The 16,415-nt window shown below is 61.8% G+C and carries 13 protein-coding genes; 10 read left to right on the forward strand and 3 right to left on the reverse strand.

The features are described 5' to 3' along the window. Window positions 1–26: 26 nt before the first annotated feature. The 10 genes from ACWTU8_RS06260 (at window position 27) to ACWTU8_RS06305 (ending at window position 14,212) form a co-directional block, all read left to right on the forward strand. The gene (locus ACWTU8_RS06260; protein WP_455847436.1) at window positions 27–2,516 is read left to right on the forward strand and encodes a mechanosensitive ion channel domain-containing protein; all 2,490 of its coding nucleotides are present in this window, start codon (window positions 27–29) and stop codon (window positions 2,514–2,516) included. A gap of 169 nt (window positions 2,517–2,685) precedes the next feature. Further along, the gene (locus ACWTU8_RS06265) at window positions 2,686–2,949 is read left to right on the forward strand and encodes a hypothetical protein (protein WP_029351968.1); all 264 of its coding nucleotides are present in this window, start codon (window positions 2,686–2,688) and stop codon (window positions 2,947–2,949) included. Between the two features lie 262 nt (window positions 2,950–3,211). Then, complete coding sequence (locus tag ACWTU8_RS06270) at window positions 3,212–4,645, forward strand: UbiA family prenyltransferase (protein WP_455847437.1); 1,434 nt, start codon at window positions 3,212–3,214, stop codon at window positions 4,643–4,645. A 2-nt stretch (window positions 4,646–4,647) separates the two neighbouring features. Next, window positions 4,648–6,000: an FAD-binding oxidoreductase gene (locus tag ACWTU8_RS06275; protein ID WP_455847438.1), complete on the forward strand. Its 1,353-nt coding sequence runs from the start codon at window positions 4,648–4,650 to the stop codon at window positions 5,998–6,000. Window positions 6,001–6,120: 120 nt separating this feature from the next. After that, window positions 6,121–6,570 carry an EamA family transporter gene (locus tag ACWTU8_RS06280; protein ID WP_029351963.1) on the forward strand — a complete coding sequence of 150 codons (450 nt, stop codon included), beginning with the start codon at window positions 6,121–6,123 and terminating at the stop codon, window positions 6,568–6,570. Further along, window positions 6,567–7,574 (forward strand): NAD-dependent epimerase/dehydratase family protein, encoded by a 1,008-nt coding sequence (locus tag ACWTU8_RS06285; protein ID WP_455847439.1) that lies wholly within the window; start codon window positions 6,567–6,569, stop codon window positions 7,572–7,574. Before ACWTU8_RS06280 ends, ACWTU8_RS06285 begins: the two co-directional genes overlap by 4 nt. A 22-nt stretch (window positions 7,575–7,596) precedes the next feature. Next, window positions 7,597–9,069, forward strand: coding sequence for an aspartate aminotransferase family protein (locus tag ACWTU8_RS06290; RefSeq protein WP_455847440.1), 1,473 nt, complete (start codon window positions 7,597–7,599; stop codon window positions 9,067–9,069). 21 nt (window positions 9,070–9,090) lie between these two features. Beyond that, entirely contained in the window at window positions 9,091–10,320 is a 1,230-nt protein-coding gene (locus tag ACWTU8_RS06295) for a hypothetical protein (protein WP_455847441.1), read from the forward strand. 275 nt (window positions 10,321–10,595) lie between these two features. Further along, window positions 10,596–13,157 carry a GcvT family protein gene (locus ACWTU8_RS06300; protein ID WP_455847442.1) on the forward strand — a complete coding sequence of 854 codons (2,562 nt, stop codon included), beginning with the start codon at window positions 10,596–10,598 and terminating at the stop codon, window positions 13,155–13,157. Window positions 13,158–13,363: 206 nt separating this feature from the next. Next, on the forward strand, window positions 13,364–14,212 hold the full coding sequence (locus ACWTU8_RS06305; RefSeq protein ID WP_287336018.1) for a DUF1194 domain-containing protein: 849 nt from the start codon (window positions 13,364–13,366) through the stop codon (window positions 14,210–14,212). Between the two features lie 78 nt (window positions 14,213–14,290). Here ACWTU8_RS06305 and ACWTU8_RS06310 read toward each other — a convergent pair whose 3' ends face one another. From ACWTU8_RS06310 to ACWTU8_RS06320, 3 genes are all read right to left on the reverse strand, one after another. Further along, the gene (locus tag ACWTU8_RS06310) at window positions 14,291–15,292 is read right to left on the reverse strand and encodes a GlxA family transcriptional regulator (RefSeq protein WP_029351952.1); all 1,002 of its coding nucleotides are present in this window, start codon (window positions 15,290–15,292) and stop codon (window positions 14,291–14,293) included. A 290-nt stretch (window positions 15,293–15,582) separates the two neighbouring features. Further along, window positions 15,583–15,729 carry a hypothetical protein gene (locus ACWTU8_RS06315; protein ID WP_163602974.1) on the reverse strand — a complete coding sequence of 49 codons (147 nt, stop codon included), beginning with the start codon at window positions 15,727–15,729 and terminating at the stop codon, window positions 15,583–15,585. Between the two features lie 323 nt (window positions 15,730–16,052). Next, on the reverse strand, window positions 16,053–16,241 hold the full coding sequence (locus ACWTU8_RS06320) for a hypothetical protein (protein WP_029351950.1): 189 nt from the start codon (window positions 16,239–16,241) through the stop codon (window positions 16,053–16,055). Window positions 16,242–16,415: the final 174 nt, after the last annotated feature.

Consider the following 16,415-nt stretch of genomic DNA (forward strand, 5'->3'; position numbering starts at 1 on the left):
TACCGCCTTTGAGTCGCCAAACGATCATGCTTTTCCGACTGCTCCGCTTCATTCTGGTCCTGGCGATCGTTGCCTCGGCGCCGCTTTCGCTTGATGCGGCGGCGCAGGGGCTTGACCATGCTGCGTCCGGGGTGGTCGCCGACCAGCAGAAAATCCTGCAGGATCTGACGACGAGGACCGACAATCTCGAAAAGAAAATCCAGGAGGACGGTGACGACGACGCCAGCCTTGTCGATATCCGCCTACAGCTCGAGGAAATGTCGCGAGGTGCGCTGAACAGCGCGCTTGCCTTCCGCCCGCGACTTTCGGAGATCAACGCAAGGCTCGATCAGCTCGGGGCGCCGCCGGCCGCGGGCCAGCCGCCCGAACCCGACATCGTGACCAGCGAGCGCCAGGCGCTGGCGTCCCAAAAGGCCGAGATCAATGCTGTCATCGCCGCGGCGCAAAACCTGTCGATCCGCATCAGCGGCCTCATCGACAAGATCGCCAATATGCGCAGCGAGCTGTTTCGCAATCTGCTCACTAAGCGCTACGTGCTGTCCGACGCTCTGAGCCCTGAGGTCATTTCCGATGCCAACGGTGAATTTACCGGCTTCTACAAGGCGGTGTCGTCCTGGCTGACCTTCGCCTTCAAGTTCAAGTTCCAGGCCGTGCTGGCCGCGACCTTGACGGCGCTCTCCCTGGCGGCGGTGCTTTTTGTCGGTGGGCGGCGTCTGTTCGGACGTGTCTTCGAAGCAGACCCTTCCGTCGAGGATCCGTCTTATCTCAGCCGGCTGTCGGTGGCGTTCTGGTCGACATTGCTGCCGACGCTGGCGGTCGGCGTCTTTCTCGTCTCGACCGTGTTCTTTTTCAACTACTATAACGTGTTGCGCGGCGACATTGGCGTTTTCCTGAATGCGCTGGTCGCCGTCATCGCGGTGGTGTTCTGCGTCAACCGGCTGACCAATGCGGCGCTGGAGCCGCGGCTGCCGAACTGGCGGCTCATACCCGTTGAAACGGGTCCGGCACGTTGGCTGGTGCGGCTGACGACCGCCATGGCGGTGGTGATCGGCGTCAACAATTTCCTGTCGGTCGTCAACGACAAGATGGGCTCGCCGCTGTCGCTGACCATCGCCAGAAGTTTTGTCGCCACCATCATCGTCGGTGTCATCCTGATCCTGATGGGGCTGCTGAAACCGTTCAAGGCCCCCGACGGAAGCTGGCGCCCCTGGCCGGTGTGGCTGCGCTACACGGCTGTCGCGCTCGGCGTTTTCACCATCGCCACGGCGCTGCTCGGCTATATCGGCCTCGCCCTCTTCGTCTCGCTGCAAGTCGTGGTCACCGGAACCATTCTGGTCACCGCCTATATCGGCTTCCTGTCGGCGCGGGCGATCAGCGAGGAAGGCGGCTTTGCCAACACGTCGATCGGGCGCTGGCTATCGACCAATTCCAGCTATGAGGAGTCCGCGCTCGACCAGCTCGGCCTGGTCGTCAGCGTCGCCATAAACCTGATGATCGTGCTGGTGTTCCTGCCGCTGATCCTGTTGATGTGGGGCTTCCAGCCCGGCGACATCCAGGCCTGGGGCTATAAGCTGGCGACGGGCCTCACCATCGGCTCGGTGACGATCTCGGTGACCGGCATCCTGACCGGCATCATTGTCTTCATTATCGGCTATTTCCTGACGCGCTGGTTCCAGGGCTGGCTCGACGGCTCGGTGATGGCGCGCGGCAAAGTCGACACCGGCGTGCGAAACTCAATCCGGCTGGCGGTCGGCTATGCCGGCGTGGCGCTCGCAGCACTCGTCGGCGTCTCGGCGGCGGGCATCGATCTCTCCAATCTGGCGCTTGTCGCCGGCGCCCTGTCCCTCGGTATCGGCTTTGGCCTGCAGAATGTTGTCTCCAACTTCGTCTCCGGTCTGATCCTTTTGGCCGAGCGGCCGTTCAAGGTCGGCGACTGGATCGTCGCCGGTGACATCAGCGGCACGGTCAAGAAGATCAGTGTGCGCGCTACCGAGATCGAGACGTTCCAGCGGCAGTCGGTGATCCTGCCCAATTCAAACCTGATCAACAATGCCGTCGGCAACTGGACGCACCGCAACAAGCTCGGTCGCGTCGACATCAGGGTCGGCGTCGCCTACGGCAGCGACGTCAAGCAGGTCCATGCTGTCCTTTTGGAGATTGCGCGCGGCCATCCGCTGGTGCTGAAGAATCCCGAACCCTTCGTGCTGTTCACCAATTTCGGGCCGGCCGCTCTCGAATTCGAAATCCGTGTGTTCCTGGCCGACGTCATGAATGGCAACATCGTACAGAACGACATCCGGTTTGCCGTCCTCGATGAGTTCGCGGATCAGCATATCGAAATTCCGTCGGCGCCGCGCGCCGTCGTCGAGACCAAAAAGCATGACGCATGGCCGATCGACGATGACCAGATCGAGGCTGAATTCGCCGAGAAGGAGCGCGCGGCGGCCGAAGCCGCGGCCGAGACGAAACGCCTGGCTAGATCCGGGCGCAAGACCCGCAAGCCGGATCCCGATTAGGGTAATATTGATATTCAGGTATCACCGGCTTTCGACACAGCGAAAGCAATTGCGGCATGAATGCGGCATTCAGTTGCCGTTCAGCTTGCATCTCATATAAGCTCACATGCAAAGGGCGAGAATGCCTTGCGAAATGCAAACAGAGGCGGTGGAAACACCGATATTGCAAATGTGGAAGTCTCTCGTCGCCGCCATCGCTTTTCTTGCCGTGGGCGGTTCAGCCTTCGGCGCCAGCGCGACCAACAAGGACGCCGAGACCCGCACACTCGTCGTGACCGAAGGCGGTGGCAAGACGGAGCTGGCGCTGGCCGCCGGCGAAACCGCGGAATTCTGCCCGACCGGCTGTTTCGTTACCATGCCGAATGGCGACCTCGAGGCGCTGACCGGTTCGGAAACGATCGAAATCTCGGGCGGCGTCGCCCGTATCAAGTAGCCGCGTCAAAAAACGTTGACGATTTTTCGAAGGCCGGGCAATTCCCGGCCTTTTATCGTTTCGGGTCGGCGAAACTTAACGATGAAGGGGGAAATACCGTCACGCAAGCCAGGCCAGGCTGGGTGTTTTAACATTCGCTGCGCTGTTCCCCGTTATATCGGGCCGAAGACGCCGAAGCACGGCGCGCATTTTGGAATGGTGCATGATCCTTTCCGAGAAATCGGTTTTCGGGATCATGGGCTTTTAGGCAGGGCAACGGAAAATGGACGCGCGGTCGGACAGGAACGCAATTCCGCTTGCCGTCGATCTCGACGGCACGCTGATCGCGACGGACCTGTTGTGGGAAGGGCTGTTCATCCTTCTCAAGAAGAATCCGCTCTATCTTTTCCTCGTGCCGTTCTGGCTCGCCGGCGGGCCGGCGCGGTTGAAGCAGGCCATCGCTCAACGCATCGACATCGATCCTGCGTCGCTGCCTTACCGCGAGGCGCTGCTTCAGCGCCTTCGCGTTGAACATGGCGAGGGCCGCCAGATCGTGCTGGCGACCGGTACGCCGCGCAAATTGGCCGAGGCGATCGCCGCACATCTCGGGATATTCGATCGCGTCCTGGCGACCGACGGCCCCCACAACATGACCTCAAGCAGAAAGCGCGCCTCGCTTGTCGCCGCCTATGGCGATGGCGGCTTCGACTATGCCGGCAATAGCCGGCACGACCTTAGGGTATTCGACGCCGCGCGCGCGGCAATCGTCGTCGCGCCCGACCGCCATGCTGCGCGATGGCAGGCCGCCCACGGTGCCGAAATGATGCCGGCGCCGAAGCCGACGTTCAGAACCATCGTCAAGATGCTGCGCGTTCATCAGTGGCTGAAGAACTCGCTGATCGCGGTGCCGATGGTACTGTCGCACGAATACTTCAACGCCGACATGGTCTGGGAATGCCTGCTGGCCTTCGTATCGTTCAGCGCAGTCGCTTCCGCCATCTACATCCTCAACGATTTCTTTGATCTCGCGCTCGATCGCAAACACCTGACCAAGCGCAACCGGCCATTCGCCAGCGGCGCGCTGTCGATCCCGTTCGGCCTCGGTTCGATGATGGTGCTGCTTGCAATGGGTGTTGGTGCAGGGCTTCTGCTGCCTATCGAATTCCTCGGCGTGCTCGGCGGCTACATAGTCATCACCACCGCCTATTCGCTGTCGTTCAAGCGCATGCTCCTGATCGACGTGCTGACGTTGGCCGGACTCTACACGATCCGCGTTCTGGCGGGCGCCGCGGCGACCGGCGTCGACGTCTCGTTCTGGCTGCTGGCCTTCTCGATCTTCTTTTTCCTGTCGCTGGCGCTGGTGAAGCGTTTTGTCGAGCTGCGCACGACCGCCATTCCGGCCGGCGAACGCATTGCCGGCCGCGGCTACCGCACCGAAGACCAGGAGATCGTCGCCCAGGCGGGCATGGCCTCGGCCTTTTCCTCGGCGCTGGTGCTGGCACTCTATATGGACAGTGTTGCGGTGCGCGAACTCTATCCTCACCCGTGGCTGGTCTGGCCCCTGGCGCCGATCGTCCTGTACCTGACCATCCGCGTCTGGATTCTCGCCCGCCGCGACGAGATGCATGACGATCCGGTCGTCTTCATCATCCGCGACTGGCGCAGCCAGATCGTCGTGCTCATCGGCGCCGTGTTTCTGGTCGCCGGAGGCTGGTAGGCGTGGCGAAGCAGCGGTTCCAGAGCTTCGGTCTTGCCACGCCGCCGGCACTCGATGTGATCCCGGCGGACGACGCTGTTGCGCTGCTGAAGAGCGGCAAGGCGGCAAGAAATGCCTTGCTCGCCTACGGCAACGGCCGCTCCTACGGCGATTCCTGCCAGAACCAGGCCGGCATGGTCGTCGACATGCGGCCGCTGAACAGGATCCGCGCCTTCAATGCCGAGACAGGCGTGATAGAGGCCGAGGCCGGCGTGCTTCTGTCCGACATCATCGCCCATGCAGCGCCATACGGCTTCTTTCCGGCCGTCGTTCCAGGCACGCAGGTCGTCACGCTCGGCGGCGCCATCGCCAATGACGTTCACGGCAAGAACCATCACCGGCGCGGCACCTTCGGCTGCCACGTCGAATCGTTCACGCTGCTAAAATCGGATGGACGGCCCCATTACTGCTCGGCGACCGACAATGCACGGCTGTTTGCGGCGACGATCGGCGGCATGGGGCTGACCGGACTGATCCTGTCCGCATCGATCCGGCTGATGCGGGTGCCATCCCTCGACATCGTCGAGACGGCGACGCCGTTCCGCGACCTCGGCGAATTCTTCGAGCTTGCCGACGCGGCCGACCAAGCCAACGAATACGTCGTCGCATGGATCGACCAGCTTGCCGGCGGCCACGGCCGTGGGCGCGGGCTGCTGTTTAGCGGCAATCACGCCGAGCATGGCTCCCATGTGGCCTCTCGTGCCGGCGGCAACTTTTCGGTGCCGTTCCAGCCGCCGTTCAACGTGCTCAACCGGCCGTTCCTGACTGCCTTCAATGCCGCCTACCGGTGGAAGAAAGGCAGGTCTACCGCGCCGCGCCAGGTCGGCTGCCAGGATTTTTTCTTTCCGCTCGACGGCGTTGGCAACTGGAACCGGCTCTACGGACCGAACGGGCTTTTCCAGCACCAGAGCGTGGTGCCGGAAGACGTCGCGCGCCGAGCGGTGCCGGCGCTGCTTGCGGCGGCAAAACAGGCGGGGCAGGGCTCGTTTCTGACGGTCCTGAAGCGCTTCGGCGGGGCCCGCTCGCCGGCACTGCTGTCGTTCCCGCGACCGGGTTTCACGCTGACGCTGGATTTTTCCAACCGTGGCCGGGGGACGCTGGCGCTGCTGAAGGAGCTCGACCACATCACGGTCGAGGCCGGTGGCGCGGTCAATCCCTACAAGGACGCCCGCATGGGCGCCGACATTTTCGCCGCATCCTTTCCGGAATGGCAACGCCTCGAAGCGATCCGCGATCCCGCCTTCATGTCGAGTTTCTGGGCGCGAACGGCGAAAAAACTCGAGGCTCGGCGCGAAACCGCTGAAGCCGCAGAATAGATAAAATTAGAACAGTTCGTGATTAACGGGTCTAAGACCAAGATTTGCTTAAAACGTTTTGTGCTTCACGAAGCGTTTGCAGGTTTGTAATAGAACGGTTGAAGGGCTGGCGGAAGAAACATGAAATACATCGTCTTCATTCTGTTCACGGTCATGACCAACGCCGCTGCGCAGCTCATGCTGAAGCAGGGCATGATGTCACTCGGTACGATCTCCTTCGAGGGCACCAATCCGTTGCTGAAGCTGTTGCAGATTGTCTTCAGCCCGTGGGTTTTCTTCGGCCTGTGCACCTTCGTCATCTCGATGGCTTCGCACCTCTATGTGCTGTCCAAGGTCGAGCTCAGCTTCGCCTATCCGTTCCTCAGCCTCGCCTATGTCGCCGTTGCTATCTTCGCCTATTTCATCTTCCGCGAAGACCTCAATGCTTGGCGCATCGCCGGCATCGCCTTCATCTGCGTCGGCACGGTGCTGATCGCCCAAAGTGGCCGGGACTTGGGCGATCGAGAGCACGAGGACGAGACGGCTGGCCTTTCCCCCGACAAGATTCACACCAGCGGGATTGTTCGATGAGACACGTGATCTTTGGCGGCGACGGTTTCGTCGGCCGCCACCTTGCCCCGAAACTTCTGGCCGACGGCGAGGAGGTGGTAGTCGCCGACATCGCCAAGAGCGACCTGCCGCATTACCGTTCGGTCCGATATGTCAGGTGCGACGTCACTGATCCGGCCTCGGTCGCTTCGGTCGGGCTGAAGGCCGACGACATGGTCTATAATCTTTCGGCGAAAATGCTGTCGCCGATCCAGGTGCGCGCCAAGCGCCACCAGTTCTTCTTCCCGGTGAACTTCCACGGCACCGAGCACATTATAAAGGCGATGGACAGAGCCGGCGCGCCCAAGCTCGTCCATTACACGACCGACATGATCTACGGCCATACGATCACGCAGCCGATGACCGAGGAACATCCGGTCGCGCCGCTCGGCGAATATGGCTGGTCGAAGCAGAAGACCGAGGAGCTGGCCGCCGAATGGCGCAAGCGCGGCATGTCGATCTCGCTGTTTCGGCCGCGCCTGATCATCGGCCCGGGCCGCCTCGGCATCCTCGAAAAACTGTTCAAGCTGATCGACTGGAATCTTCCGGTGCCTATGATCGGCTCGGGCAAGAACCCATATCAGTTCATCTCGGTGTTCGACTGCGCCGAGGCAGCGCGCGCCGCCTGGAGAGCCGGCGTGCCTAATGAAGCCTATAATCTCGGTTCGCTCAACCCGCCGCCGGTCAGGAAACTGCTCGGCGATCTGATCAGGCATGCCGGGTCGAAGTCGATCCTGATCCCGACACCGGGCTGGGCAGTCAAGCGCACGCTCGACCTGCTCGATCTCTTGAACATGCCGATCATGGATCCGGAGCAGTATCTGATCGCCGACGAGGACTGCGTGCTCGACGTGTCCAAGGCCGAACGCCAGCTCGGCTGGGTGCCGCAATATCGTGACGAGGGCATGCTGATCGCCGCCTACAGCGAATATCGCGCCAAGAAAGACGGCCATGCCGTCGCCGCCAAACGTGTGCCCGCCGAGTGAAGGGCAGCAGGAGACCCTTGAGATGACCGTCATGACGAAGCCAGACCACACGACTGCGCGCGCCACAGTCAGCGCGCCGGCGCTTTTGCCCGCCATCACCGCCAAGCCCGATTTGATCAGCGTCGAGCAGGCCAAGGCGATGGACGTCGCGCGCATGACCGACCTGTTCAAGGCGCATCTCAATCCCGGCCAGCTGCATTTCATGAAGCTGCTCGGCTTCCACAAGATCAAAATCGAGCGCGCCGAAGGCATGTTCTACATCGATCAGAACGGCCGCAGGATCCTGGATTTCTTCGGCGGCTTCGGTTCGCTGGCCTTCGGCCACAACCATCCGCGCCTTCTCGAAGCGCGCAAGAAATTCCAGGAGGAGAAGCGGCAAGAGATCGCCATCGCCTTCATGTCGCAATATGCGGCCGCCCTGGCGCACAATCTCGCCAAATGCTCGCCCGGCGATCTCGACATGGTGTTTTTGGGCTCGTCCGGCTCGGAAGCCATGGAGGCGGCCGTGAAGCTCGCCGAACGCGCCGCGGGCCCGAAGCGGCCGAGGATCGTCTATGCCGAGAATTCCTTCCACGGCAAGACCAAAGGCGTGCTGGCGATCACCGACGGCTCGCTTTACCGCGCCGACTTTAAGGTGGCCGACAATGTCGTGCGCATCCCTTTCGCCGACATCGAAGCGGTCGAGCGCACCTTCCGTTCGGACCCCGAGATCGGCGTCATCGTGCTGGAAACCATCCAGGGTGGTGGCGGCATCCTCCAGGCGCCTGCCGAATACTGGCAGAAGCTGCGTGCGCTATGCGACCAGTACGGTGTGCTGTGGGTCGCCGATGAAGTGCAGTGCGGCTATGGCCGCTCCGGCCGTTTCTATGCCTTCGAGCATTACGGCGTCGTTCCTGATGTGACGGCGCTGGCAAAATCGCTCGGCGGCGGCAAGGCGGCGGTCGGCGCGATGATTGCCAGGCGCGAGGTCTACATGAAGGCCTATGGCACGCCGAAGACGGCGATGATCCACGCCATGGCTACCTTCGGCGGCATGGGTGAGGCCTGCGTCACCTCGATCGAGGCGCTCAACGTGCTTTACGACGAGGGGCTCATCGACAACGCCGCTGTGACCGGCGACTACCTGCTGCAACGCCTTCAGGCGTTGAGGGAAAAATACCCGAAGATCATCAAGGAGGTCCGCGGCAAGGGCCTGATGGTCGGGTTGGAATTCCACGATTTTTCGCAGACCCTGCCGATGGTGCTGCGGCCGGTGGTCAGCGTGCTCGACGAGAAGCTGAAGGGATCCTTGTCCGGCTTCGTCGGAGCGCTGTTGCTGCGCGACTACGACGTGCTCGTCGCCTTCACCGAATACAACCGCAATGTCATCCGTCTCGAACCGCCGTTGATCTGCCAGTGCGAACATGTCGACCGCTTTGTCGAGGCGCTCGACAGCCTGTTGTCGCGCGGCATCGTGTCGATCGTGAAGGATTTCGTCAAAAGCCAGGTCCGCTAGCCAGGTCCGCCGAGCGAAACCATGCTGACCAAATCTCCCGTTTCGACACACCTGCTCGACCGGGTCACCGAGGCCGGTCTGGCATGGGGCGAGGGCACCTATGCGCGTCTTGCCGCACCGGTCGGGGCGGCGGCCTTCGCGCTTTACATCGCGTTGATCGCCGTGACGACATGGTTCATCCCCGACGCCAATTGGGACATGCTGCCCTACCTCGCGATCGCCGAGGAGGGCAGCTATCCCGATGTGCAGGCGCTGCACGACTATGCCTATGGCACGGTCAAGGCCGGTGTGTCGGCTGGCGAGTACAAGGCACTGACCGATGATGGCGGCGGTTTCCGCAGTCATATGGCCGGGAACGCCACCGATTTCCATTCGCTGCTCGGCATGTACCGGATCAAGTTCCTCTACGCCGAGATCCTTTCGACGATGAGTTCTGTGATGTCGCCGGTCGAGGCGATGCGTGTGATCTCAGTATCGTCGGTGCTGCTGTTCGGTGCGATCGCGCTGCTCTGGCTGCGGTCCGAAGGCGCGCTGGCGCTGGCGCCGGTCGCCGGCGCGGTGCTGATGATGGCCGAATTCGGCGACGCGGCGCGGGCAAATACACCTGATCTGCTATGCTCCGCCCTGTTCCTCGGCGGGCTTTTTGCGTATGTGCGCGGTCGCGAAGTGGCCACCGCGATCCTGGTTTTCCTCGCCTTCATGGCGCGGCCCGACAACATCGTCTTTCTTGCCATCTTCGCCGCATTGCTGGTCGCCTTCCGGCAGAAGGGGTGGGGCGCTCTGACCGGATTTGCCGCCTCCCTGGTCGCCTATTTCGCCATCTCGCATTGGGCACAGCATCCCGGCTGGTGGCCGCATCTGTGGTTCTCCAGCGTCGAGCAGCACTACAACATGGACGGTTTCGATCCACCCTTCTCGGCTGTCGTCTATCTCCGGGCTCTTGCCGCCTCCCTGGTCCGCGCCGTCAGCCTGAACAGCTGGGTCGGCGTCTCGGTGCTGGCGCTGGCGGGGTGGTATGCGACCAGCCGCGCCGGCTTCAAGCTCGACCGCCGCGCCGGTATCCTGTTTGCGGCGCTGGTGCTCGGCGCGCTGGCCAAGTTCACCGTCTTCCCCATCCACGACACCCGCATCTACTTTCCCTATCTGATCCCGCCGTTCCTGCTGCTCGCCGGCCCCTTCATGGCGCTGTGGGCGAGCATCGAAGGGCGTCGCGCCCCAGTGTTGCACGTCGTTTCGGGAGATGAACCATGAGGTCCGTCTCCAGCCTGGCGCGCATCATTTTCCCTCGAAGCAGCTGATCTCAACTGCAGTGCCTCGCGTCTTTTTGGGCGCGCAAAGGACGCTGTGGAATTTTTCCGCGCATGATCCAGGCGAAAATCGATTCCGATTTTTCGGGGGCATGCGCCGGGGTCGCGCCGCACCTGTGGCGTGTCGCAAACAGGCGGTAGCGCGATGGCCGTCGTCTGCATATTGTGCGCCGGTCAGCGGGCGCCGGCGCCCGCAACATCACTTTTGGAGTCGCGGGCATGGCAGGGTTTCCGGAAAAGGCGAAGGTCGTCATCGTCGGGCTGGGCGGCATTGTCGGCGCATCGGTCGCCCATCACCTGATCGAGCGCGGATGGGAGGACATCGTCGGCATCGACAAATCAGGCATCCCGACCGACATCGGCTCGACGGCGCACGCCTCCGACTTCTGCTACACGACCAGCCATGACTTCCTGTCCTGCTGGACGACGCTCTATTCCATCGATTTCTACGAGAAGATGGGCCATTACGCCCGCATCGGCGGCCTTGAGGTCGCTCGCGTCGGCGACGACGATCGCATGGAGGAGATCAAGCGCAAGATCGCCTCGGCAAAGGCCTTCGGCACGCGTGCCCGCCTGATCGATCCGGCCGAGATCAAGCAGAAATTCCCGCTGATCGAGGAAGAGAAGGTGCAGGGCGGCCTGTGGGATCCCGATGCCGGTCTCGTCATCCCGCGCTCGCAAACGGTCGCCGGCAAGCTGGTCGATCAGGCGGAAGCCTCCGGCAAGCTCAAATCCTTCGCTAACACGCCGGCCAAGTCGCTCGTCGTCGAGAACGGGCGTATCAAGGGCGTGGTGACCGACCGTGGCACAATCGAGGCCGACTACGTGATTGTGTGCGCGGGTATTTGGGGCCGGTTGATCGCGGAAATGGTGGGCGAGGACCTGCCGGTGATGCCGATCGACCATCCGCTTACCTTCTTCGGGCCCTACACCGAATTCGCCGGCACCGGCAAGGAGATCGGCTGGCCGCTGCTGCGCGACCAGGGCAACTCGGCCTATATGCGCGACACCGGCGACCCCAAGACCGCCGAAGGTGGGCAGATCGAATGGGGCTATTACGAGGAGACCAATCCGCGCCTTTGCCATCCGCGCGACCTTCTGGAGAAACACCAGGCCCGTCTTTCGCCCTCGCAACGCGACCTCGACATGGAACAGATCCTGGCACCGCTCGAGCGCGCCATGGAACTGACGCCGATCCTGGGCGAACTGGGTTATAATGAGAGCCATTCCTTCAACGGGCTTCTGCAGGTGACGTCAGACGGCGGCCCCTCTATGGGCGAGAGCCAGAAGGTGCGGGGCCTCTGGTATGCCGTCGCAATATGGGTCAAGGACGGCCCCGGCATGGGCAAGCTTATCGCCGACTGGATGACGGACGGCCGGACGTCGATCGACCACCACGCCATCGACTATTCGCGCTTCTATCCGCACCAGACGCAAGAGCAGTTCATCTGGGACCGCTGCACCGAAACGGCGATGAAGGTCTACAATCCCGCCGTCCATCCGCGCGAGCCCTTCTCCAAGGCTCGCAACGTGCGCCGCTCGCCCTTCTGGGAGCGCGAGAAGGAACTCGGCGGCTATTTCATGGAGCTCGGCGGCTGGGAGCGCGCCCATGGCTATGCCGCCAACGAGCACCTGCTCGAGAAATACGGCAACCGGGTGCCGGTGCGCGAAAACGAGTGGGACAACCGCCATTTCTGGCGCGTCTCCAATGCCGAGCATCTCGCCATGAGCGAGGATTGCGGCATCGTAAATCTATCGCATTTCGCGATGTACGACGTGGAAGGGCCGGATCATGTCGCGCTGATGGAATGGCTGTGCGCGGCCAAGATCGGCGGCGACGGCAATATCGGCAAAGGCATCTACACGCATTTCCTTGACGATGAAGGCATGGTGCGCGCCGACCTGACCGTCATCCGCATGGCCGACCGGTGCCGCGTCATCGACGGTGCCGATGCCGGCCCGCGGGACTTCCACTACATGCGGCGGACGGCAGAAGACAAAGGGTTCGACGTCACCATCACCGATGTGACCGAGAACTACGTGACCGTCGGCATATGGGGTCCGAACGCGCGCTCGACCTTGCAGAAGGTCGTCGAGGACCCGGACGGGCTGACACCGGAGAACTTTGCCTTTGCGGCGATCAAGCCTGTCAGGATCGCCGGCCAGGACGTGACCGCTTTCCGCATCTCCTATGTCGGCGAGCAGGGCTGGGAACTGCACATGCGATATGAAGACGGGCTGGCTGTATGGGACGCGTTGCGTTCGACCGGCGTGATGGCTTTTGGCGTCGAGACCTATGCCAACAGCCGCCGCATGGAGAAGAGCCTGCGCCTGCAGAACGCGGATCTTTTGACCGAGTACAATCTGCTGGAGGCCGATCTTGCCCGTCCGAAAGTCAAGGAGGCTGATTTCAGTGGCAAGGCAAAGCATCTGGAGTATCGCGCCCGCGCGCATCAGCCGGCCATGCTTTGCACGCTGGTCATGACGGACAATGTCGATTCCAGGGGCGTAGCCCGTTATCCGGTCGGCACGATGCCGGTGATGGACCCGCAAACGGGTGAGACGCTGGTCGACGAACTCGGCCGCCGGTCGTTCACGACCTCGATCGCCTATGGCCCGACCATCGGCAAGAACATCGCGCTCGCCTATCTGCCCTGGGCGTATTGCCAGGAAGGCCGCAAGCTGAACGTCGAATATTTCGGCGAGACATACCCGGTCGAAGTGGCCGCCGTCGGCTACAGGCCGCTCTACGACCCGGAGAACCTCAATCCACGCAGCTGAGCCTCCCACAATAGATGGTGAGGGGCGGACTCGCAAAAATGTGAACGCAAAGCCTTAAAGCGCGTCGCGTCTGAGGGGAGTCATGCGACGCGCTTTAAGTTATTGTTTATCATTACCGCAAACCGCTGCGCACTTTTGGCGACATGCATTAGCCCAGCGCCGGGCTTTTCGCTTTGTGACACGACGATTCTCGCTTACCTTGCGGCATGTCTGCTTTTTCTCGTGCAGGACATCTCCTTTCAGGCGCCGCAGCGCTGGCGCTGATGCTGGGGCTGGCGCCGGAATCCCGCGCCGCCGAACCCGTCGATATCGAACTGGTGCTGGCGGTTGACGTTTCGCTGTCGATGTCACCGGCGGAGCTCGAAATCCAGCGTCGCGGCTATGTCGCGGCGCTGACGCACGATACGGTACTGCAGGCGATAGCCGATGGCGCCTATGGCAAGATTGCCGTCACCTATGTCGAATGGGCCGGCACGACCTGGCAGCACGTCATCGTGCCGTGGACGGTGATCGCCAATCGTGCCGACGCCGAGCGGGTGGTCGAACAGCTCGCCGCCCATGCGCCCAACAGCGCACGGCGCACCTCGATTTCCGGTGCCTTGCAATTCGGCAGCGATCTCTTCGCCGAAAGCGGCTTTCAGGGCGTCAAGCGCGTCATCGACATTTCAGGCGATGGCCCCAACAATCAAGGTGCTCCCGTCGACATCATCCGTGACGAGCTGGTCAAGCAAGGCATCACCATCAACGGCCTGCCGCTGATGACCCGGAGCGGCTTCACCAGTGTCTACGACGTCAACTATCTCGACCGCTACTACACCGACTGCGTCATCGGTGGGCCCGGCGCGTTCATGATCCCGGTCAATGAGTGGACGCAGTTTCCCGAAGCGATCCGCCGCAAGCTGGTGCTCGAGCTTGCCGGGCCTGCCTCACCGCAATGGGCGGCGGACAAAGCGGCGCATCCGCCGGTGGTACTGGCGCAAGACAAGCCGGCCACCGACTGTCAGGTCGGCGAGAAAATGTGGCGCGACCGAAGCTGGATGTTCGACAGCCGCTAGAGCATCGGACGTTCTAGAATTGGCGAGCACTCCTCTCCGGGAGGCAATGGCGTCTACACCATCCAGGTGTTGCCTTTTTTACGCGACCAGCAACTGCTTGCGATCGACGCGCTCCTGCTGCGGCGAGCGCGCATAGAGCTCGCGGTAGCATTTGGAGAAATGCGAGGCGGAGACGAACCCGCAAGCGACCGCCACTTCGACCACCGGCATCGATGATTGGATCAGCAAGTGCCGGGCCCGGTCGAGGCGGATTTCCAGATAGTAGCGGGCAGGGGATCGTCCCATTTCGGTGCGGAACAGGCGCTCGATCTGGCGGCGCGACAAGTCGACATGATCGGCAATCTCGATCAGCGACAGCGGCTCGGACAGGTTTGCTTCCATCAATTCGATGATGGTCAGCACTTTGGAATTCTGCACGCCAAGGCGCGCACGCAGCGGCAGGCGCTGGCGATCGGTCGGGCTGCGTACGCGGTCGGTCAAAACCTGCTCGCAGACCCGGTTGACGAGGTTGTCGTCGAAATCGTCGCCGATCAGCTTCAGCATCATGTCGAGCGCCGCGGTGCCGCCCGCGCAGGTGTAGATGTTCTGGTCAATTTCGAAGAGGTCGGCAAAGACATTGGCCTTCGGGAACGCCTCGGAAAAACCCGGCAGGTTCTCCCAATGAATGGCGCAGCGCTTGTTGGACAACAGGCCGGCGGCGGCCAGTATATGTGCGCCAGTACACAAACCGCCGATGGCGACGCCGCGGTTGTATTCCTCGCGCAGCCAGGCGAAGGCCGATCTGTTCTGGTAGCGCTCGACATTGATGCCGCTGCAAACGACCGCCATGTTCGGCCGTTCGGGGCCGGACATCTTCTTGCGTTCGTCCTCCAGCGAGGTGTTGACGGCGCATTCGACGCCGTTCGAGGCGCGTACCGGCTTGCCGTCGATGCTGGCGAGCCGCCAACGATAGGCCTCGTAGCCGAGCATCCGGTTGGCCGAGCGCAACGGATCGAGCGCCGTTGCAAAGGCGATCATGGTGAAATCGGGGACCAGGAAGAATACAAACGACCGCCTGATCGGATGATTTACGACGTTCACAGGGTAACCCTCACGCTGCAATGGCGCGAACAGGATGTCGCGATCAGCATAGCGACATCAGGAAAAACCTTTCCTGTCAATTGGCTAGGCGGCGAAAGACAGACTTTATTTGCGACATGGGTCGCAAATGGGCAATCGCTATGCGTTGACGGTCCCAACATGCCGCCGGTTTGAGCAGATATGCGGCATGTGGTCGGCACATACAAAACACGCCGCCTCGGCAGAACCGAAGCGGCGCTGTGATCAACTTCGAAGCAGCAGCAGATAGCGCCGCTTGCGAGCTTGTCAGATCAGGCGACGAAGCCGAGGCGTGCGGCGGCCACGGCGCCGGTCTGGCCGGGCATGGTGTTGGCAAGGCGCTGGCGCTCGAGCGCGGTCGTCAGGTTCATTTCACGGCGAGAAAAAAGGCGGGCAAAAAGCTTCATCATCATCTCCATTCGGTTGCTCAGACGGGTCGCCTTCGCTTGATGGAGTGGGGCAGCTCGTTGGCTGGCGCTGATATAGGCTTACGTGAGGGGAAACTAAATCGCAAAAGCGAAGCACTTGATATGAAAAGCGACACGGAATGCGACAACTTTGGGCATTCCGCCCAATATTTATGATCACTTACAAGGCGTTAGTTCGAGATGTGAGCTGCTATGCAGCCCGCTCATATGCGCCATGCAGCGGCGACATGGCTTCAAGAAACATTTGACTGCAAACAAAAAGGCCTGCCGGGCATGATCTGCGCGACAGGCCGTCAGCTTTGAATACACACGATCTATTTTGCTCCGCCAGCCCAGGATCCAACGCCATAGCGAGTGCCGGTCTTGGTGTCGGCGGCTTCAGGCCAGCCGATATCCTTCTGCAGTTCGATCGGCAGAGAGCGGATGGCGCGTTCAGTCTGGTAGCGGGCGCGAGCCGCGCTGAATTCGGTCGCGATGCGGCCGATGGATGACAGGATGGACATTTTCATTCTCCTTTTGCATTGGGTCGAGAGCTTGCCGATTGCTCGGCATACGAAGCGCTAGACCCGGTTTGTTTCGCCTTCATTTCGTGTCGATTGCAGATCGATGTCGTGGGCGTTCAAGGCCGCTTTCGATACACCTGCCTTCGATGGAGTTGACTATCCCACCAAAGTGAT

It is taken from the genome of Mesorhizobium sp. BHbdii (assembly GCF_053848045.1).